This window comes from Paraburkholderia sp. CHISQ3, assembly GCF_030464945.1.
Taxonomy (GTDB): Bacteria; Pseudomonadota; Gammaproteobacteria; order Burkholderiales; family Burkholderiaceae; genus Paraburkholderia; species Paraburkholderia megapolitana.
The window spans coordinates 157034-178060 of the sequence record NZ_JALPRG010000009.1 but is presented as its reverse complement, the minus strand read 5'-3'; the positions used below and the strand labels follow the sequence as shown (position 1 = coordinate 178060).

Genomic DNA, 21027 nt, shown 5'->3' with positions numbered 1-21027 from the left:
CCATGTCGCATCTTTTCTACGACCCCGCGCAAGGCCACGGTTTGCCGCACGATCCGTTCAAGGCGATCGTCGCGCCGCGCATGATCGGCTGGATTTCGACACGCGATCCCGAAGGCCGCCTGAACCTCGCGCCGTACAGTTTCTTCGGCGCGTTCGCGACGTTTCCAGCGATCATCGGATTCTGCAGCGAAGGCTACAAGGACAGCATCCGCAATATCGAAGCGACCGGCGAATTCGTGTGGAATCTCGCGACGAAGCCGCTAGCCGAGCAGATGAACCGCTCGTCGGCTCCGGTCGCACCCGATGTCGACGAATTCGCACTGGCCGGTCTGACGCCGGCACCGGGTCGCAACGTCGCGGTACCGCACGTCGGCGAGACGCCCGCGGCACTCGAGTGCCGGTTGCTGCAGGTAATCCGCCTGCATACGCTCGACGGCACACCGATGGACAACTTCCTCGCGCTTGGCCAGGTGGTTGGCGTGCATATCGATCCTGCGTACCTGAAGGACGGACTGTTCGATACGCAGGCCGCCCAGCCGATCATGCGTGCGGGGTATCGCGCCGACTACGCGGAGATCGGAGCGATGTTCCAGATGGTGCGACCGACGGCGTGAGCAAAGGTGAAGCTGCCACCGCGGCTCACTTCGCGCCGCGCCACCCGCGCAGCAGCAGCGCATTGGTCACGACGCTGACACTCGAAAACGCCATCGCCGCACCGGCCAGCATCGGATTGAGCAGGCCGAAAGCGGCGAGCGGAATGCCGATCAGGTTGTAGACGAACGCCCAGAACAGGTTCTGCTGGATCTTGCGCCACGTACGGCGCGAGATGTCGATCGCATCGGCGACCAGCGCCGGATCGCCGCGCATCAGCGTGATGCCGGCCGCGTGCATTGCGACGTCGGTGCCGGTCGCCATCGCGATGCCGATGTCGGCGGCGGCAAGCGCGGGTGCATCGTTGATGCCGTCGCCGATCATTGCGACGACGCCGGCGGTGCGGATCTTCAGGTCGTGGATCACGCGGGCCTTGTCTTCGGGCAGCACCTGCGCATGAAACTCGTCGATGCCGAGCGCGGCGGCGACACTGGCCGCGCTGCCTGCGTTATCGCCGGTTACGAGCACGCTTTTCACGCCCATTTTTGCGAGCCGTTCGATCGCCGCGCGCGCCGTTGGTTTCAGCGTGTCGCCGAAGGCGATCAGCGCGAGCGCGGCAGGTGCGGTTGACGGCCCGTTATCGCTACCCAGCTCCATCAGCCACGACACGGTATTGCCAGCCTGCTCCAGCGCCTTGGCGCGAGCCGCGACTTCGGGCGGCAGTGCGATATGCAGTTCCTCCAGCCAGCGGCTGCTGCCGATGCCGAGCGTGCGGCCATCGACCTGCGCCTCGACGCCGCGGCCTGGCACGGCACGCGCCTGCGTTGCGGCGCGAGTGTCAGCGGCATCGGCACCAGGCGATTGCCCGGCGGAAGCCTCGTCGGCTGCTTTGAGTATCGCGCGCGCCAACGGATGATCGCTGTGCCGCTGCACCGCCGCGGCCAGAGCGAGCGCTTCGTCGCGCTCGATGCCGAGCGGCTCGAAAGCCGTGACCGACGGCTGGCCGATCGTCAGCGTGCCGGTCTTGTCGAATGCGACGATATTCACCTGATGAGCGATCTCGAGCGCTTCGGCGTCCTTGATCAGCACACCGCGGCGCGCTGCCGCGCCGGTGCCGGCCATGATCGAGGCAGGCGTCGCGAGACCGAGCGCACAGGGGCACGCGATCACAAGGACTGCGACCGCATTGAGAATCGCGCTTTCGACCGATGCGCCCGCGAGCAGCCAGCCGACCAGGGTCAGCGTGGCGATGACGAGGATCGCGGGGACGAAGATCGCGCTCACGCGATCGACCAGCCGCTGGATCGGCGCCTTCTCGGCCTGAGCGCTCTCGACGAGGCGAATCACCCGCGCCAGCATGGTCTCTGCCCCAGTGGCGGTCGTGGTGACGGTGATCGCGCCTTCGCCGTTGATCGAGCCGGCCGTGACCGGATCGTTGGATTCCTTCGGCACAGGCAGGCTCTCGCCGGTGATCAGCGATTCGTCGATGTGCGTGCGGCCTTGCAGGATCTTGCCGTCCACAGGCACCCGTTCGCCAGGCCGTATCGCGACGATCATGCCGACGCGCACTTGCGCAAGCGGTACCTCGTGCTCGCGTTCGCCGACCACGATGCGTGCGCGTTCGGGGCGCAGGGCGTTGAGTGCGCGGATGGCGTCGGTGGTCTGGCGTTTCGCGCGCGCTTCGAGCCATTTGCCGAAGCGCACCAGCGTGATGACGACGGCCGCGGCCTCGAAGTACAGATGTTCCGTGGCGCCGGGGTGAACGGCCAGCTCATACACGCTGATGCCATACGCCGCCGACGTACCAAGCGCGACCAGCAGATCCATATTGCCCGCGCCCGCGCGGACTGCCCGCCACGCGGCGCGGTAGAAGCGCGCGCCGAAGCCGAACTGCACAATCGTGGCGAGCGCGAACTGAAGCCAGACCGGCGGCGTGAGGTCGAGGCCGATTCCTGTTAGCCACGCGCCGGCCATCGGCGCGATGAGCGGCAGTGTCAACAGCGCGGACACGACGACGGCAACGAGTTCGCGTTGTGCGATGTTGGCTTGCGCGGGCCGGCCGGCTGCGCCTTGCGTCGCCTCTACGTCGGCTTCGCGAGCGAGCGGTGTGGCGGTGTAGCCGGCTTTCGTCACGGCCGCGACGAGTTGATCGATGGGCACGGCGTCGTGCAGATCGACGGCGGCTTTTTCCGTGGCGAGATTCACGGAGACATGCGAGACACCCGGCACCTTCGCCAGCGCCTTTTCGACGCGCATCGCGCATGAGGCGCAGGTCATCCCGTCGATCGCAAATTCTGCGGTCTGCCCCGCTGACGCGGTATCGGCTGCGCCTGGGTTGGCTTCAGGCGCAACCGGCGTCGCGTCGTAGCCGGCCTTGCGAACGGCCTCGACAAGAGCGCCGGTGCCGGCGGCGTCGTGCAGATCGACGGTGGCTTTTTCAGTGGAGAGATTGACGGAGACATGCGAGACGCCTGGCACCTTCGCCAGCGCCTTCTCGACGCGCATGGCGCACGACGCGCAGGTCATCCCGCTGATTTCAAGTTCCGCCTGCGCTAGGGCAGTGCGTTCTGGCACGGCAAGGTCAGTCATGATGGGGCTCGGTCTGAGGCGGCATTGGCCGCACGATAAAACGGAGTATCGACCTTCCTATCATGGGAAGGTCAAGGACATATGCAATCGCCTGGTAAAACGCCGCTTTCGCACATGACAGACCGGTGTCACCGCGTTCGGACTTGCTTCGCCGTCACGGATACGTTAAAACCCGATGTTAGGGTCGGAGACACGCCGGTTCGCCAATGAGCGGGGGCTCAGCGAACCCAGCCGCATCCGGCTCGCGCTATTTCACCGAACGCCTGTAACAATCAACGAATGATAAAAAGTCGCCGAGATTCCGTTTCGCTTTACTGGACCTGCGCATCGCTCGCGGGCCTCGCTTTCCTCGCTGGTTGTGCCGCCCCGCCGGGTGACAGTCCGAAGTCGACGGGCTGGATCAAGGACGAGGTGGCTGACTCCTATGTGTTCGGCTACCCGCTCGTACTGATGAGCGTCGCACGCGACGCCGCGGTCGGTGACGGCATGGGCCAGGCGCCGGTCAACACGCTGCGCCATGCGCAGACCCTGCCGCCGGTCGGCGCGGCGAACCCGACCACGCCAAGCCTCGATACGCTCGACTCGACCGGCTGGCTCGACGTCGGTGCCGAACCCGTCATCGTTTCGCTGCCCGATTCGCACGGCCGCTATGTCGACGCGCGCGCGCTCGACATGTGGACCAACGTGATCTGGTCGACGGCCGCGCAAATCGGCCCGCACGCTGCGGGACTCAAGGCGCAAACGATTGCGTTCGTCGGCCCCGGCTGGCAGGGCGATCTGCCGAAGGGCGTCACGCGCGTCAACGTGCCGACCCGCAACGTATGGCTCACGGTGCGCGTCCAGTCGAGCAGTCCGCGCGACGTCGTGGCGGTCCGCAAGCTGCAGCGCGCGATGCGCGTCGCGCCGCTCAGCGCCTGGTCGAATGCCGCGACAGCGGCGGCGGTGCCCGCGGCGCGTGCAGGCGGCAATCCCGCCGATGTGCCGTCCGCCGCCACGCCGGCCATCCTCGTGGCCGGTTATGACGCCAATGCGTTCTTCGGCCGGCTCGCCCAGGCGCTGCAAGACAATCCGCCGGAACCGGTCGATCCGCACGCGTTGAAGACCCTCTCCGATCTGGGTGTGACGCCGGGCGGATCGGCGGCATTGCCGTCGGGTGCGAGCGATGCGATCTCCGCGGGCCTTGCCGACGGTCACGACCGCGTCGCCACTGCGCCGTCCAACCTGTTGACCGGCAACGGCTGGAGCTGGTTTGGCGACGGCATCGGCAACTACGGTCCGGACTACTCGCTGCGCGCGTATGCGGCATTCGCGCAGCCCGGCATCGGTACCCGCGACGACGAAGTCCGCGCCACGGTCGCGGTTGACGGCGACGGCCGCGCGCTGAACGGCGCGAACCGCTACCAGATCCACTTCGCGCCGAACCAGTTGCCGCCGACGCGCGGCTTCTGGTCGATCACCGCGTACACGAAAGATGGCGCACTGGGCGAAAGTGCGCCGGCGCACCTCGCGGTCGGCGATCGCAACGGCTTGCGGCGCAACCGCGACGGTTCGGTCGACGTGACGGTGTCGGCGGTGCGGGCGAAGGCTGCGAACTGGCTGCCGGTGCCGCGCGCCGACTTCCAGTTGATGATGCGTGTGTATGCGCCGAAGCCCGAGGCCACGGATGGTTCGTGGGCGCCGCCTGCTGTTGTGCGCCAGTAGCGCAGCGACGCGCGGATAACCGCACGGGTGGGGCAGCGAGCCGGTGCTTCGCTGCCCTTCGGGCGTGTCGTCCGCGGGTGGGATCGTGTGTGTGAAGCCTGTCGATGCACATGCATGCTTGTTGCATCGATGAGCGCAGTACCGTGCAAATTGCCGCACATTTGCACGACACGAAACTTCCAGGACGTATACTTGCCGCAGTCTGAACTTTCGTATCGCGGCGGGCTTGCCGCCGCATCATCGGCGACCGACAAGCATGGCGAGCCTCAACAAGGCGGCACTCGTTTCTTCCCTGCAGGCCGTTCGCGGCGTGGCAAGCGCGCGGCGTACGCGGCGCATCCTCACCGGTCTGCTGATCTTCCTGGTGCTGTTCGGCCTGTTCGGCTTCTTCGCCGCGCCCCCGCTGATCCGCCATATCGCCGAGCAACAGTTGAGCAAGCAGCTCGACCGGCCGGCCACGATCGGCCGCATCGCACTGAATCCCTACACGCTCAACCTCGAAGCCGATAGCGTTCATATCGGCGAGCGCGGCGGCGCGGGCGACTTCATCGATATCGCACGGCTGATCGTGCGGCCGTCGTGGGCGTCGCTGTTTCGCGCGGCGCCGATCGTCAACGAAGTGCAGCTCGATTCACCGAGCTTTCACATCATCCGTTACGACGCGCAGCGCTTCAATTTCACCGACCTGATCGAGAAATTCTCGAAGCAGCCGGCCACGCCGAATAGCAAGCCGACGCTGTTCTCGGTATCGAACATCCGGCTCGAAAACGGCCGGATCGATTTCGACGACCGGCTGCTCGGCATGAAGCACGTCATCGACCAGTGGAAGCTCGGCATTCCGTTTATCGCAACGCTGCCGTCCAAGACCGATATTTTCGTGCAGCCGCTGTTGCGCGCGCGGATCGATGGCAGTCCGCTCGCCATCGACGGCAAGACGAAGCCGTTCGCGGCTTCGCGCGAATCGGAAGTGTCGCTGCGCTTCGATGGTCTCGATGTGCCGCGCCTGCTGTCGTATGCGCCGGTCAAGCTGCCGGTCACCGTGCGCACGGGCAAGCTGTCGAGCGATCTGAAACTGAACTTCGTGATGTCCGACGACGCGCCCACGCTGCGCATCTCCGGCACCACCGATCTCGACGACGTCGATGCAGTCGACCAGAACAACGCGCCGTTTGTCTCGCTGCATCAACTGCATGTTGCCGCCGCGACGCTGGAGCCGTTGAAGAACATCTATCGCTTCGACGATATCCGAATCGATGCGCCGACCGTCGCGCTTGCCCGCGACAAGGACGGTGTGCTGAGTGTGCAGCGCATGTTCGCACCGGCGCCTGGTGCTGCGACCGCGAGCACAACCACAACGGCAAACGCCGCTGCGCAGAGCGCCAGTGCCGTGCAAGTTGCATCGGCGGCGAGTGCTGCATCGGGCGCCACCGCTCCGACCGAAGCCGAAAAACAGCCGGCCCCCTTCGATCTATCGATCAAGCGCTTCGAACTCACCGGCGGCACCGTCAATTTCCGCGACGACACGCCCGCGCAACCGGTCACGCTCGGCATCACCGATCTGTCGTCGACGCTCGCGGACTTCGCGATGCTCGGCAAATCGCCGGCGCACTACACGCTGGGCGCGTCGCTGAAGGGCGGTGGCTCGGTGGCGGCGGCCGGCTCGTTCACACTCGCCGCGCAGACCGCCGACGCGAAGCTCGACGTGAAGACATTGCCGCTGCCGCTGGTGCAGCCGTACCTTGCCGGCGCGACCGCCGCACGGATCGCCGACGGCACGTTGTCCGCGAGCGTGAACCTCAACACAAACTGGGGCAAGTCGCCGCTCGACCTGAAAGTCAACGACAGCACGCTGACGCTCCAGTCGCTGAAGCTGAACGTGCCCGGCGTGAAAGAGACCGCCATCGGACTGACGCAGGCCGACGTGAAGATCGACCAGGTCGATCTGGCCGCGCGCAATGCCGCTGTCACGAGCGTCGATCTGACGGGCCTCGTCGTCAACGCACAGCGTCTGAAGGACGGTCGCATCGATCTCGCCGCGCTGGCCGATTCGCATGCAGCGGCGCCGCGGCATGCGGCACCGCGCACCGCGCAGCCTGCGACGAAAGAGGCCGCGTGGCACTACAAGATCGGCGAACTGAGCCTGAAGGACGGATCGGCGGAATTCACCGACAACACGACGCCGCGCCCGGTGAAGCTCAGCGTAGCGCCGCTGCAACTGAAGGTGCAGCAGATCAGCGACGACATGAGCCATCCATTGCCGATCGATCTGCAGGCGACGTTGAACCGCAAGGGCACGCTCGGCGTGACCGGCAACGTGACGGCAACTCCGCTGAAGCTCGCGCTGAAAATCAATGCGAACCGGCTCGATGCAGCCGCCTTCGAACCGTATTTCGGCAACAAGCTGAACGCGACTATCGCGAGTGCGTTGCTGAATGCGAACGGCGAAGTGGCGTTGTCGCAGAACAAGGCGCTACAGGTCGAGTATCGCGGCGACGTAGCGCTCGTCGACGTGCGCATGCTCGACAAGGCGACCTCCGATCCATTCGCCGGCTGGCGTTCGCTTGCGCTGGCGAACCTGAAAGCGAATTACAGCGAACGCGGCACCGACGTCGACGCAAGCCGCGTGACGTTTGCCGGTTTCTATGGACGCGTGCTGCTCGATGCGCAGGGCAAGCTGAACCTGAGCCAGGTGGTCGCGCACGAAACAGGCGAAGCGCAGTCGCTCACACGCGACAAGAACGCAAAGGGTGAAGCGATACCGCTGACACCGCCAGCTGCATCCGAAGCGTCGGAAGCAGTCGCGGCATCGGCGCCGCATCCGGCGTCCGGGCCCGCCCCGACGGTGGTCGCCGCAACGCCGCCGGAGAGTCCGGTGAAACTGCATTTCGGCCAGTTGCTGTTGCAGGATGGCCGCGTCACCTACACCGACAACTTCATCAAGCCGAACTACACCGCGAACCTCGTGAGCATTACCGGCAAGATCGGCGCGTTCGGCACGCAGTCGACCACATCGGCGCCGGTGGACGTCGCCGCGAAGCTCGCGGCGAACGGTCCGCTGTCGATCCGCGGCTCGGTTAATCCGCTGATCGCGAAGCCCGCGCTCGATCTGACCGCGAGTGCGCACGACATCGAACTGACCAATCTCACGCCGTACTCGGCGAAGTACGCCGGCTATCCGATCACGAAGGGCAAGCTGAACGTCGACCTGCACTACCAGCTCGCCAACGACCAGCTGAGCGCGAACAACCACATCTTCATCGATCAGCTGACCTTCGGCGACCACGTCGACAACAGCACCGCGACGAAGCTGCCGGTGCGGCTCGCCATCTCGCTGCTGAAAAACTCGCGTGGTGAAATCGACGTGAATATCCCCGTGTCGGGTTCGTTGTCGAACCCCGAGTTCAGCATCGGTGGGCTGATCTGGCATGCGGTGTTGAACCTGCTCGAGAAAGCGGTGACGGCGCCGTTCTCGCTGATCGCCAACGCATTCGGCGGCGGCAATAGCGAAGAACTCGGCTATGTCGAATTCGATCCGGGTTCGGCGAAGCTGTCCGATGCTTCGACGAAGAAGCTCGACACGATCATCAAGGTGCTCACGGAGAAGTCGTCGATCCGTATCGATCTGATCGGCCGCGTCGATCCGGCCACCGACGAACCGGCACTGCGCACCGGCTATGTCGATCGTCTCGTCAAGCAGCAGAAGATCAAGGACACGGTTGGCAACGGCGAGAGCGTCGACACATCGACGGTGACCGTCGACGCCGCCGACTACGACAAATATCTGACCAAGGCGTACAAGGCCGCGGACTTCAAGAAGCCGCACAACTTCGTCGGCCTGACCAAGTCCCTGCCCAGCGATGAAATGAAGAGCGCAATCGCCGAACATGCACCGGTCAACGACGCCAGCCTGCGCGAGCTGGCGCAGCAGCGCGCGCAGGCCGTGCAGCAGTATTTCGAAGGCAAGATCGACAGCAGCCGGGTCTTCATCGTTGCACCGAAGCTCGACGCGCAGGGTATCAAGGACAAGGGCGCGCCGACGCGGGTGGACTTCGGTTTGAAATGATGCGCGGCTTGTCACGGTAGTTCACGCCGCCGCGCATCGGAACGACCCAGCACAACAGGACAGCGCATGCCGCCGCTCGACCCGTCGAGACCCGCCGCACCGGCAGCACCCGCAGCGCCCGCAGCCCGCCTCGCGAGACGTGTGCTCGCGATCATGATGCTGATCTGCATCGCGGGTTGCGGCAAACCGCTGCCCGCGTTGCCCAACGATGCATACGTCTGGCAACGCACGTGGACTCCGGCGGTTGCCGCGGCGATCGATGAGAGCCGCGGCCTCGTCGCAAGCTGGCATGTGCTGGCCGCGGAACTCGACGCGCGCGGCCGCTGGGTCGATATGACACCCGATGCGAGTGTGCTTGCTGCGGCGCATGTGCCGGTGGTGGCCGTCGTGCGTTTCGACGGAGCCCTAGGCGATCTCGACGACGCGGCGTCGATCGCGCACATCGTGACACTGCTCGGCGCGTGGCGGCGCGAGGGCATCGCAGTCGCGGGCGTCGAGATCGACTACGACTGCGCGACCGCGCGTCTTGCGGGTTATCGACGGTTTCTTGGCGCGTTGCGCGAGCGGCTTGCGACTATGTCGCCCGCCACGCGTCTGTCGATGACCGCGTTACCCACCTGGATGGATAGCCCGGTGCTGGACGACCTGCTCGCGACGAGCGACGAAGCCGTGCTGCAGGTGCATGCGGTGATGAACCCGGTGCGAGGGCTCTTCGACGAAGCTCGTGCGCAGACCTGGATGCGTGCGTTTGCCCGGCGCACGCATCATCCGTGGCGCGTTGCGCTGCCGACCTATGGCACGCGCGTCACGTGGGGGCCGGACGGACGCGTAACGGGTATCGAGAGCGAGCGCCCTACATTGCAGTCCGACGATCTTGCGCATGAACTCGTGGCAAAGCCCGACGAGATCGGTGCGTTCGCTGCGCGCATTGGGCGCGACCGGCCGGCGGGTCTCGCCGGTATCGTGTGGTTCCGCCTGCCCACCGACGATGACGAACGCGCATGGAGCCTCGTCACGTGGCGCGCAGTGCTCACGCATGCGCCATTGCGACCCGCGTTGTCGGTGCGTACGCGCGTCGCGGCCGGTTCGGCGGCGGACCTCGTGCTGGTCAACGACGGCACCGCCGATGCATCGCTGCCGTCGCGTATTCGTCTCGACAGCGCGTGCGTTGCCGCTGACGGCATCAACGGTTACTCGCTCGATCGCGATGCCCAGAATCTCGTGTTACGTCGCACGCAGGACGGTCTGCTGCGTGCGGGTCGCCAGCGCACCATCGGCTGGATTCGCTGTACTCAACCCACGGTGACTTCACGTGTCGAACCGTAAACACAACGGCCTGATCCTGGTTGCGGCGATTACTGCTGTCGTCGCGGGCGCCGCGACTGTGCTGGCCTGCGGCCCGGATTTTCCGCTGCAACTGCTCGACCATCGCGCCGGCACGCTAAGAAGCACGCCGGCTAATTCGTTTGCCTACGAGGCATCGCATCTGGTTCCGGTGAACGATGCATTGAAAGCTGTGGAGCCGACGTCCGGTAACGACAGTTCGCCCGATGCGCCCGACAAGACGATTCTCAGCGCTGATCAGATGAAGACCGTGCAGGCGATGCGCGCGCTTAACAACGGCGATACGGCGTTCGCGCTCGGTGATGGCGTGCCGGATGCGGTGCGTCTGTACACCGCTGCTGCGGTCGATTACAAGGTGTCGAATGCGGTGGTGCCGTCGTGCGATCTGGATGCGGCAAGCGCAGCAAATGCAGCGAGCGCAACAAACACAGCAGGCACGAAAAACGCCGAAAATGCAGCGAGTACAGCAAGCGCCGGCAATCATTCCGCAAGCGCCGCGTCGCATGCCCTCGCGGTCACGGCGCACTCTTCGACAAAACGCCCGGCCAGTTGCCGCGCTGCCCAGAAGCGTGCGGAAACCGACGCCGCTGCAGCGGCCGTCCGCGCGCAGCAGCGTTTTCAGGCCGTACTCGACCTGCCGCGTGCAAGCGGCGACCTGCGCGTAGTCTGGGCCGCCTACATGCTCGGCAAGATGCACGCCGACGCGTCGACCGGCGCAGGCAACGACACCGCCGCCGAACGGGCAGCAGCGGTGCAGTCCTTCGCGCTGGCGCGCTCCCGGGCCCGCGACGGCGCACGCGACCCATGGGGACTGGCCGTCGCGAGCTACGGCGAAGAGGCGCGCCTGTATCTGTACTCCAGCGAGACACGATGCGACGACACCGATTTCGACAACCGGACAGCCTGTGCCGACGGCCTCGCGCCGACGGATCTGAACCGCGCGATCGCGTTGTACGCCGAACAGGCTGCACGCGGCTCCATGAGCGGGCAGGTGTCGCTGATCGAGATCGCCGGATGGGCGCTCAGTAGTCCGGCGCGCGCGACCCGATTAATCGACGATCCGTTGACGCAGCGGCTGCTGGTCGCCTACGGCCTCGCGCGTCTCGGCGATGTCGTGAAAGACGATCCGGCGAGCACGACCGACTCCTTCGCGATGTTCTCCATCGACGGGCGTCGGGGCTACGCGGATGCGGCCCGCGGCGACAAGGACGTGCGGGCCAACCCCGTGCTCACGGCACTCGTCGTAGCGATCCAGAAGCAGGGTATCGAACGCCCCGTGGGCGCGGACCGGCTTGCGGCGCTCGCCTACCGGCTTGGGCGCTACGACTTCGCGCAAACGCTGATCGCACACGACGACAGCGCGCTCGCCAGTTGGGTGCGCGCGAAGCTCGCGCTGCGCAACGGCGATCTGGCGGCGGCCGCACGGGCTTATGCGCAGGCATCGAAAGCGTTCCCGCCGAACGATGCGAGTCTCGATAGCGATCGTGCAGCGCTCGTCAAGGGCGAACAAGGTGTGTTGACGCTTGCACGCGGACAGTATGTGGATGCATTGGACCAGCTCTACGCGGCGACGCTGCGCAAGCAGCAGGGTACCGACCTGCCCGATTGGAGTGTCGGCCTGGACGGCAGTGCGGTCGGTTATGCGGAAGATGCGGCTTACGTGGCCGAGCGCGTGCTGACCACCGACGAACTGAAGACATGGGTCGATGTGCATGTACCGGCCAATACACCGGCGGCGTCCGCAACGACTGGTCCCATCAACCTCACGCATGACCAGTATTACGACCAGTGGCTCGCGCAGCATCTGCGGACGCCGGGCGACATGCTGCGTACGCTGCTGGCACGGCGCCTCGTGCGCGACGGCCGGATCGACGATGCGTTACCGTACTTTCCGGCGGACAACGATCCGCGTTTCTTCGATATCGACTACCGCAACGACACGTTTATCGTGACCCCGTGGCAGGCGCGCACGTGGGCAGCAGCCTATGGTGCCGCGCTGCGCGATGCGCAGCACGCATGGCGCAGTACGACGCGCGCAGAAGCGTGGTTCACGGCCGCCACGCTAGCACGCACACACGGCATGGAGATCATGGGTTACGAGCAGGAGCCAGACTTTGCGACGTTCGAAGGCACCTACAGCGGCGGCGCCGGACGTCGCAGCGCCTGGTTGCCGGTGGCCGATTCGGCTTCCGGAGCTGCCGCACCGCCCCTCGACACCCCAGCGCAGCGCGCCGCCGCCGACCTGCCCGGCCCGTTCGTGACCGCAGGCGAACGCCAACGCTATGCATCGAGCGAAGCAAAGCCCGACACGCGGTTTCACTACCGCTCGGTTGCCGCCGACGAAGCCCTCAACGCCGCGAACCTGCTGCCGCCGCGGTCCCAGGCGTTTGCTGCCGTGCTGTGCCACGGCGCGGCATTCGTGCGGGACGACGATGACCGTGCGAATGCGATTTACCAGCGCTACGTGAAGGACGGCGCGGTCGTGCCATTCGCCGCGCATTTCGGCCGCGACTGTCCGGCGCCCGATTTCCGCGCAGCGAGCCGCTTTCCGTATGTGCAGGCCTGGCGTACGACGCGCTACTGGGTGCATCGGCATCTGTACGTGCCGGTTGTAGTGGTGTTGCTCGGTATCTCGGGCATCGGCTGGTGGTACCGGCGCAATCGGGCGCGCGGGGCGGGTTGAGCATGGCGCGCGTGTTTTGACGCAACGTCCGGCAGCGCAGGTTGGCCGGCAGATCGATCGGGCAGCGAGACGCAAGACGAGATGCAAGGCGTTCCCGAGGTTTTTCCCCGTATTAGCCGTTGCCTGCGCGGTGTATCCTCCGCACTGACGCCCTCGATAGTTAGAGAAATACTTCCCGGGCGTTGCTTAATTCACCCCACGGTCTTTGAGAGTTATCCGGAACATGGCCAGCACGACATCCATCGGAAGCAACAAGAATCTGCCTGTCATGCTCGGCGGCGGCCGGTTGTCGCTCGGCAACCGCATCGTGCTGAGTTTCGGCGCGTTGTTCGTGCTGTTGCTCGTGATGGCGGCAATTTCCTACAACCGCCTGCGGGCGATCGACGAAGAAGCGCACAGCATCGGCCGCGATTCGGTGCCCGGGCTCTATCTGTCGACGTCGCTGCGTGCGGCGGCGAACGTGAGCTACACGATGCTCGAACGGGCGGCGTTTGTCGACGCTACTGCGGACGATGCGAAACGCGACATCGACGGCGTACCCGATGCCCTGCGAAACTTCGACCAGTTGAGCGCCGACTATCAGGCGACCATCTACGACGAACAGGACCGCGAGCAGTTCCGCGCGTTTCGCAGCGCCTACGACCAGTATGTGCCGCTGCTCAACGACGCGGTGCGTATTGCCCAGACATCGAAACCGGCAGCCCAGGCCGCGTTCGTGAAGCTCACACCGGTGTGGAACGAAGTGATCCGCACGGCGAATGTGCTGGTCAAGCAAAACAGCACACGCGCCGATGAATCGGCGCAACTGATCCGCAGCTCGGTGACCGGCACGCAGATCACGCTCGCCACGGCGCTCGGCATCATCCTGCTGATTTCGCTCGCCACCGGCTACGCGTTGCTCAAGGCGGTCACGGTGCCGATGGCGCAACTCGTGAAAGTGCATGACCGCATGCGCACCGGCGACCTGACGCAGCGGCTCGATCTGCGGCGCGACGACGAGTTCGGTCGTCTGGAAGACGGCTTTAACCGCATGTCCGAAGAACTGGCGAGCCTTGTTTCGCAGGCGCAGAAGTCGTCGTTGCAGGTGACGACGTCGGTGGCGGAGATTGCGGCGACGTCGAAGGAACAGCAGGCGACCGCGAGCGAAACCGCCGCGACCACCACTGAAATCGGCGCGACCTCGCGCGAGATTTTCGCGACCTCGCGCGATCTGCTGCGCACGATGAACGAAGTGTCGAACGTCGCGGAGCAGTCGGCGTCGCTCGCGGGCGAAGGTCATACCGGTCTGTCCAGGATGGAAGAAACGATGCGCAGCGTGATGGAAGCGGCCGGCTCCGTCAACGCGAAGCTGGCGATCCTCAACGAGAAGGCGATCAACATCAACCAGGTCGTCGCGACGATCACCAAGGTCGCGGACCAGACCAACCTGCTGTCGCTGAACGCGGCGATCGAAGCCGAGAAAGCCGGCGAATACGGTCGCGGCTTCGCGGTCGTGGCGACCGAAATTCGCCGGCTCGCCGATCAGACCGCGGTGGCGACATACGACATCGAGCAGACCGTAAAGGACATCCAGTCGGCGGTATCGGCCGGGGTGATGGGTATGGACAAGTTCTCCGAAGAGGTGCGGCGCGGCATGCGCGACGTGCATCAGGTGGGCGGCCAGTTGTCGCAGATCATCACCGAGGTGCAGACACTCGCGCCGCGCTTCCAGATGGTCAACGAAGGCATGCAGACCCAGGCAAGCGGCGCCGAGCAGATTACCCAGGCACTGTCGCAACTGTCGGAGGCCGCGCAGCAAACGGCCGAGTCGTTGCGCCAGTCCTCGCAGGCCATCGACGATCTGACGCTGGTCGCGAATCAGCTGCGTACCGGCGTGTCGCGTTTCAAGATCGAAGCCTGACTCGAAGCCTGACTCAAGGGCTGACTCAAGGGCTGACACCCGCACCGGACCGCGCAGGCAATCGCGATGCTCTTTCTCCAGTTCGAACTCGACGGCGAGCGCTACGCACTCGATGCGGCAGCGATCGTTCAGGTGCTCGCCTACACCCAGGCGCGAGCGCTTCCCGGCACGCCTGCATGGATTGCAGGCGTGATCGAGCACGGCGGCGCGCCGGTGCCGGTAATCGACGTGTCGCGGCTGGCGCTTGGCCGTGCGGCGCGTGCGCTGCGCTCCACGCGTCTCGTGCTCGTGCGCTATCGCAGCGGCGTATCGCCGCATATCGAAGAGACCGAACATCTGCTCGGCCTGATCCTCGAGCGCGCGACGCGTACGCAGCGCATCGAGCGTGAGCGCTTCGCCGACAGCGGCGTCGCGACACCGCATGCGCGCTGGCTCGGCCCCGTTGCAAGCGATGCCGAAGGGCTCGTGCAATGGGTCGATGTCGAACAGATGCTCGACGATGAAACCCGCGCGCTGCTGTTTCCGGCCGCGTCCGCGGTAGCAGTGGCCGCCCCCACGTGATGACGCCCATGACTTTCGCCGATCCACGCTTCGTCAACTGGCTCTCGTCGGAGACGGGCATCGATGCGTCGTCGCTTGGTGTCAACGCGTTCGGTCGCGCGGTGCTCGAACGCGTGCGCGCGACCCAGCACGACGAGCTACCCGAAGACGTCGCACTCGACGCGTACTGGGTCCTGCTGAACATCTCGCCCGAAGAGCGCCAGGCGCTCGTCGAGTCGCTGGTGGTGCCGGAGACCTGGTTTTTCCGCGAGCGCGAGGCGTTTGCCACGCTCGCACGGCTCGCGCATGAGCGGCTCGCCAGTGCGCCGACGCGTGTGCTGCGCGTATTGAGCGCGCCGTGTTCGAGCGGCGAGGAACCGTATTCGGCGGCGATGGCGTTGCTCGATGCCGGCATCGACCCGACGCGCTTTACCGTCGATGCAGTCGATATCAGTGGCCAGGCAATCGAACGCGCACAGCGCGCGGTGTATGGGCGCAATTCGTTTCGCGGGCACGCGCTCGAATTTCGTGCCCGCCACTTCAACGAAACCGCGGAAGGCTGGCAGTTGCACGAGCGTGTGCAGAGGACCGTGCGATTCACGCAAGGCAATCTGTTTGGGCCTTCGCAGCAGGCCGATATTCGCTACGATTTCATTTTTTGCCGCAACGTGCTGATCTACTTTTACCGCGACGCGCAGGACCGTGCGATCCGTCTGCTCGATGCGCAGCTCGCGGACGGCGGGACGATCTTTGTCGGCCCCGCCGAAACCGGACTGATGATGCGGCACGCGTTGACGTCCGCGCGCATTCCGCTTGCGTTTGCGTTTCAGCGCCTGCCGGCCGATGAGAAAAACCTGTTCGGCGGTGCTACGCGAGCGGACCAGTGGCTTGCGTTGTCTGCGGCTGTTCCGGTGGGTGACGGTGCGGTCCTGCCGGTCGCGCCCATTGCGCGGACAACGACGTTGAAGCAGGCCCCCGCACGCGCTACGCCGCCGCCCTTTGCCGCATCGCGTCCGTCGGAGATTGCTGCGCGCCGTGCCGCGACTAAGACCTCTGCGCCGGTTGCGTCCGCATCTGTATCGGCGTCTGCTTCGTCTGGGCTTGCCGAAGCCCATCGGCTCGCCGATGCGGGTCTGCTCGACGACGCCGAGCGTCTGGTGCGCACGTTCATCGAAGGTCATCGGCCTGAAGCGGAGGCGTTCTATCTGCTCGGCCTGATCGCCGATGCGCGCGGCGAGCGCACCCAGGCCGTCGATTTCTATCGCAAGGCGCTCTATCTCGCGCCTGCTCACTATGAAGCGCTGACGCATCTTGCCGTGCTGCTCGACGTGAGCGGCGACGCAGCCGGTGCGCAGCAGATGACGCTGCGCGCCCAGCGCGCGATGGCGCGGATGTCGACGCGCGGATCGGGCCGCGCGGACCCATCGTGAGGAACGCATGATTCACGTCGCCACCGACAACGGGCAGACAACGACACCCGTCGACGATTGCTGGAACCGCATCGGCTCGCGCGGCGATGGCTCGTGCCCGCGTCTTGTCGAGTACGCGCGCTGCCTGAACTGCCCGGTCTTCGAGCGCGGCGCGGCATTGCTGCTCGATCGCCCGCTCGACGATGCGCGAGGCCTGCTGGACGCGTCGTATCCGTCCGCGCAGGCTGCATCGTCGGCTTCGCGAGAACACGCCGCCCGTGCGCTCGCCGCTCACGATCTCGCCGACGTCGATCGCGCATCGCTTGAAGCCGCGCTCGTGTTTCGCGTCGCGGACGAATGGCTCGCGCTGCCGGCCGCCGCGCTGCGCCAGGTCGACGAGCCGCGGCCGATCCATTCGTTGCCGCACCGACGCAATCGTGTGGTGCTCGGTCTCGTCAACATTCGCGGTGCGCTCACGGTTGCCGCATCGCTTGGCGAGCTGCTGAATCTCGATCGTAACGGCCCGGCGCGGCACGCCAGTCGCACTGTCTATGCGCGCATGCTCGTCGCGACGCATCGTGGCGAACCGGCCGCATTCCCTGTCGATGAAGTGGAAGGCATCGTGCGCTTTGCGACGTCCACGGTGATGCCGGTCCCGACAACGTTTGCGCATGCAACCGCATCGCACGCACGCGGCGTGCTTGCGTGGCGCGATACGACGATCGGTCTGCTCGATACGGCGCGCGTTTTCGACTCGCTTGCGAGGAACCTGCGATGAGCAGCACCGACGATCCGGGCCGCCTGTCGTTGCTCGAACTGTTCCGCGAAGAGGCGCAGGTGCAGACGCGCGTGCTTTCCGACGGGTTGCTGCTGCTCGAACATGCACCGGCCGATGCTGGCGCGCTCGAAGCCTGTATGCGGGCCGCACATTCGTTGAAGGGCGCGGCGCGTATCGTCGGCTTGCCGGACGGCGTCGATGTCGCGAACATGATGGAGGAATGCTTCGTCGCTGCGCAGCATGGAGAGCTGGTGCTTACCGCACAACATATCGACGAGCTGCTGCGCGGCGCCGACATGCTGCTGCGTATCGGCGAAGCGAACCCCGCAGTGCCGGTCTTGCGCGGTGAAGTCGACGCATGGGTGGCGGGTCTCGCGACGTTCGGCGCCCAACCGGCCGCGCCGGTCGGTGTCAGTTTCAACGAACCCGACGAAGCATCGAGTGCCGACGACGACGCCACCCTGCGCACCGCGCTTGCGCTGCTCAATGCGCATGCGGCTGCACAGCCGGACGCGCGCCTGGCCTCGCAGCAACCTGTTGCATCGTTAGCGGTGCAGCCGCCCGCCCGCGCAGACCACAGGGACGCTAGTGACCAGAGCGCGCCAACTGCCGCCGAAGTACCCCTCGCGCACATCAATCCGACCCGAGATCCGCATCGCATGCTGCGCGTGCGCGCGGACAGCCTCGACCGGTTGCTGAGTCTGTCGGGCGAATCGCTGGTCGAAGCGCGCTGGCTCAAACCGTTCGCCGAATCGATGCTGCGCGTGAAGCGCACCCAGCGCGACGCCGCTCGTTCGCTCGATACGTTCTACGAGACCCTCGCGGAGCGTCTCGATGCCGATGCGCTTGCCGCGCTGAACCGGGTACGCGAAACGCTCGGCAACATGCAGCAGGTGCTTGGCGCACGCATCGACGAACTCGACCGGTTCGATCGCCGCAGCACCCATCTCGCGCAGCAGCTCTACGACGAAGCGCTGCAATCGCGGATGCGACCGTTCGGCGATGCGGCGCATGCGTACCCGCGTATCGTGCGCGATCTTGCGCGTTCGCTTGGCAAGCGTGTGCGTTTCTCGGTGGTCGGCGAGTCGACTCAGGTCGACCGCGACATTCTCGACATGCTCGATGCTCCGCTCGGACATCTGTTGCGCAACGCGCTCGATCACGGTATCGAAACACCCGATGCGCGCACGGCGCGCGGCAAACCCGCCGAGGCGACCGTGACGCTCGAAGCGCGGCATAGCGCGGGCAAGCTGCTGATCTCCGTCAGCGACGACGGCGCCGGCATCGATCTGGACAGCGTGAGGGCAGCGGTCGTGCGCCGTCGTCTCGCCGACGACGACACGGCCGCGCGCCTGACCGATCATGAGTTGCTCGAATTTCTGCTGCTGCCCGGTTTCTCGATGCGCGAGCGCGTCACCGACGTGTCGGGTCGCGGCGTCGGTCTCGATGCGGTCCACGAGATGGTCAAGGCCGTGCGCGGCACGGTACGCATCCACAACGAACCCGGGCGCGGCGCGCGCTTCGTGCTGCAACTGCCGCTTACGCTGTCGGTGATACGCAGCCTGCTGGTCGAGGTTGGTGGCGAAGCGTATGCGTTTCCGCTTGCGCATGTGCGGCGCACACTCGAACTCACGCGCAACGACATCGATATGCTCGAAGGGCAGCAGCACTTTGGGTTCGAAGGTAAGCCGATTGGTCTCGTCACCGCGCATCAGTTGCTTGGTACGCCCGTGTCGGATGACGCGCGTGCCGGCGTCGCGGTGGTCGTGATCGGCGACGAACGCGAACTGTGCGGCATCGCCGTCGATCGCTTTCTCGGCGAGCGCATGCTCGTGGTGCAACCGCTCGATAGCCGGCTCGGCAAGGTCAAGGACATTGCCGCGGGCGCACTGATGGAAAACGGCGAAGCGGTGCTGATCGTCGATGTCGAAGACCTGCTGCGCTCGGTGGACAAGCTCGTGCGCGGCGGCCAGCTCGACAAGGTGCGGCGCGCGCAAGGCGCGACAGTCGAGACACGCAAGCACGTGCTGGTGGTCGAGGATTCGCTGACGGTGCGCGAACTCGAGCGCAAGCTGCTGGAAAAGCGCGGTTATCTGGTGACGGTCGCGGTGGACGGCATGGATGGCTGGAACGCGTTGCGCAATGCGGAGTTCGATCTGGTGGTGACCGATATCGACATGCCGCGCATCGACGGCATCGAACTCGTGACGTTGATCCGGCGCGATGCGGCGCTCAAATCGCTGCCGGTGATGATCGTGTCGTACAAGGATCGTGAGGAGGATCGTCGTCGCGGGCTCGATGCGGGCGCCGATTACTATCTCGCGAAAGGCAGTTTTCACGACGAAGCACTGCTTGATGCAGTGCGCGATCTGATCGGAGAAGCCCGTTCATGAACATCGGGATCGTCAACGACTTACCGCTCGCGGTCGAAGCGATACGCCGCGCGATCGCATTACGCCCCGAGCACCGCGTGCTCTGGGTCGCGCCCGACGGCGCCCATGCCGTCGATTTCTGCGCGGCGCAGCCCCCCGACATCGTGCTGATGGACCTCGTGATGCCAGGGTTCGACGGTGTCGAGGCCACACGGCGCATCATGGCGTCGCGCACGCCGTGCGCGATCCTCGTCGTTACGAGTAGCGTCGGCGCGAACGCGTGGCGGGTCTATGAAGCGATGGGCGCGGGTGCGCTCGATGCGGTCGACACGCCGACACTCGCCGACCATACGCTGGCCGACAGTTCGCAACAGCTACTCGAGAAGATCGACCAGATTGGCCGGTTGCTGGAACAGCCGGTGGCGCGGCGCACGACGGCTGCCGTGCCGCGTGCAACGGGTAAGGTCTCGACGCTGGTGGCAATTGGCGCATCGGCGGGCGGCCCGACTGCGCTTGCAACCGTGCTCGGCAAATTGCCGGCAGATTTCCGCGCGGGGCTCGTGATCGTGCAGCACGTCGACAAGGCGTTTGCAGAGGGCATGGCGCAATGGCTCGATGGCCAGACGCCGCTGCACGTGCGCGTCGCCCAACCGGGTGACCGGCCGCAGCCTGGCGAGGCGCTGCTGGCGGCGACCAACGATCATCTGAACCTCACGCGCACCGGTACGCTCGATTACGCGCGCGAGCCTGCCGACACGCCGTATCGGCCGTCGGTAGATGTGTTCTTTCACAGCGTGGTCCAGCACTGGCAGGCCAACGCAATTGGCGTACTGCTTACCGGCATGGGGCGCGACGGCGCGATCGGGTTGAAGGCCATGCGCGCGAAGGGTTACCACACGATCGCCCAGGACGAGGCGACGAGCGCGGTGTTCGGCATGCCGAAAGCCGCGGCCGCGCTGGGTGCGGCGCGCTCGATTCTGCCGCTCGATAAAGTAGCGGGCGAACTGCTGGCCTTGGTCAAAAAATCACAATGAGAGAGTAGGACTATCTGAGCATA

The 21027-nt window shown here is 65.6% G+C and carries 12 protein-coding genes; 11 read left to right on the top strand and 1 reads right to left on the bottom strand.

Going from position 1 to position 21027, the window contains the following annotated elements:
* Positions 1-2: 2 nt before the first annotated feature.
* The gene (locus M0D65_RS21890; protein WP_266254535.1) at positions 3-614 is read left to right on the top strand and encodes a flavin reductase family protein; all 612 of its coding nucleotides are present in this window, start codon (positions 3-5) and stop codon (positions 612-614) included.
* Positions 615-639: 25 nt separating this feature from the next.
* Here the strand turns inward: M0D65_RS21890 and M0D65_RS21885 are convergent, their stop codons facing one another.
* Positions 640-3180 carry a heavy metal translocating P-type ATPase gene (locus M0D65_RS21885; RefSeq protein ID WP_266254534.1) on the bottom strand — a complete coding sequence of 847 codons (2541 nt, stop codon included), beginning with the start codon at positions 3178-3180 and terminating at the stop codon, positions 640-642.
* Positions 3181-3459: 279 nt separating this feature from the next.
* Here M0D65_RS21885 and M0D65_RS21880 point away from each other — a divergent pair, with 279 nt between their 5' ends.
* From M0D65_RS21880 to M0D65_RS21835, 10 genes are all read left to right on the top strand, one after another.
* Positions 3460-4881, top strand: a complete 1422-nt coding sequence (locus M0D65_RS21880; protein WP_266254533.1) for a DUF1254 domain-containing protein — start codon at positions 3460-3462, stop codon at positions 4879-4881.
* Between the two features lie 256 nt (positions 4882-5137).
* On the top strand, positions 5138-8944 hold the full coding sequence (locus M0D65_RS21875; protein WP_266254532.1) for a DUF748 domain-containing protein: 3807 nt from the start codon (positions 5138-5140) through the stop codon (positions 8942-8944).
* A 66-nt stretch (positions 8945-9010) separates the two neighbouring features.
* Positions 9011-10270, top strand: coding sequence for a DUF3142 domain-containing protein (locus M0D65_RS21870; RefSeq protein ID WP_266254531.1), 1260 nt, complete (start codon positions 9011-9013; stop codon positions 10268-10270).
* Entirely contained in the window at positions 10257-12971 is a 2715-nt protein-coding gene (locus tag M0D65_RS21865; RefSeq protein ID WP_266254530.1) for a hypothetical protein, read from the top strand. Before M0D65_RS21870 ends, M0D65_RS21865 begins: the two co-directional genes overlap by 14 nt.
* 223 nt (positions 12972-13194) lie before the next feature.
* On the top strand, positions 13195-14871 hold the full coding sequence (locus tag M0D65_RS21860) for a methyl-accepting chemotaxis protein (protein WP_091012435.1): 1677 nt from the start codon (positions 13195-13197) through the stop codon (positions 14869-14871).
* A 66-nt stretch (positions 14872-14937) separates the two neighbouring features.
* Positions 14938-15432, top strand: coding sequence for a chemotaxis protein CheW (locus M0D65_RS21855; protein WP_266254529.1), 495 nt, complete (start codon positions 14938-14940; stop codon positions 15430-15432).
* An 8-nt stretch (positions 15433-15440) separates the two neighbouring features.
* The gene (locus M0D65_RS21850; protein WP_266254528.1) at positions 15441-16841 is read left to right on the top strand and encodes a protein-glutamate O-methyltransferase CheR; all 1401 of its coding nucleotides are present in this window, start codon (positions 15441-15443) and stop codon (positions 16839-16841) included.
* Between the two features lie 7 nt (positions 16842-16848).
* Positions 16849-17598, top strand: coding sequence for a chemotaxis protein CheW (locus tag M0D65_RS21845; protein WP_266254527.1), 750 nt, complete (start codon positions 16849-16851; stop codon positions 17596-17598).
* Positions 17595-19991: a hybrid sensor histidine kinase/response regulator gene (locus tag M0D65_RS21840; protein WP_266254526.1), complete on the top strand. Its 2397-nt coding sequence runs from the start codon at positions 17595-17597 to the stop codon at positions 19989-19991. The genes M0D65_RS21845 and M0D65_RS21840 overlap by 4 nt, the downstream gene beginning before the upstream one ends.
* Positions 19988-21004, top strand: coding sequence for a chemotaxis response regulator protein-glutamate methylesterase (locus M0D65_RS21835; RefSeq protein ID WP_266254525.1), 1017 nt, complete (start codon positions 19988-19990; stop codon positions 21002-21004). The genes M0D65_RS21840 and M0D65_RS21835 overlap by 4 nt, the downstream gene beginning before the upstream one ends.
* Positions 21005-21027 lie beyond the last annotated feature (23 nt).

Coding starts and splice junctions, on each gene's coding strand:
- M0D65_RS21890 (WP_266254535.1), top strand. CDS start 3: ATGTCGCATCTTTTCTACGACCCCGCGCAAGGCCACGGTTTGCCGCAC.
- M0D65_RS21885 (WP_266254534.1), bottom strand. CDS start 3,180: ATGACTGACCTTGCCGTGCCAGAACGCACTGCCCTAGCGCAGGCGGAA.
- M0D65_RS21880 (WP_266254533.1), top strand. CDS start 3,460: ATGATAAAAAGTCGCCGAGATTCCGTTTCGCTTTACTGGACCTGCGCA.
- M0D65_RS21875 (WP_266254532.1), top strand. CDS start 5,138: ATGGCGAGCCTCAACAAGGCGGCACTCGTTTCTTCCCTGCAGGCCGTT.
- M0D65_RS21870 (WP_266254531.1), top strand. CDS start 9,011: ATGCCGCCGCTCGACCCGTCGAGACCCGCCGCACCGGCAGCACCCGCA.
- M0D65_RS21860 (WP_091012435.1), top strand. CDS start 13,195: ATGGCCAGCACGACATCCATCGGAAGCAACAAGAATCTGCCTGTCATG.
- M0D65_RS21855 (WP_266254529.1), top strand. CDS start 14,938: ATGCTCTTTCTCCAGTTCGAACTCGACGGCGAGCGCTACGCACTCGAT.
- M0D65_RS21850 (WP_266254528.1), top strand. CDS start 15,441: ATGACTTTCGCCGATCCACGCTTCGTCAACTGGCTCTCGTCGGAGACG.
- M0D65_RS21845 (WP_266254527.1), top strand. CDS start 16,849: ATGATTCACGTCGCCACCGACAACGGGCAGACAACGACACCCGTCGAC.
- M0D65_RS21840 (WP_266254526.1), top strand. CDS start 17,595: ATGAGCAGCACCGACGATCCGGGCCGCCTGTCGTTGCTCGAACTGTTC.
- M0D65_RS21835 (WP_266254525.1), top strand. CDS start 19,988: ATGAACATCGGGATCGTCAACGACTTACCGCTCGCGGTCGAAGCGATA.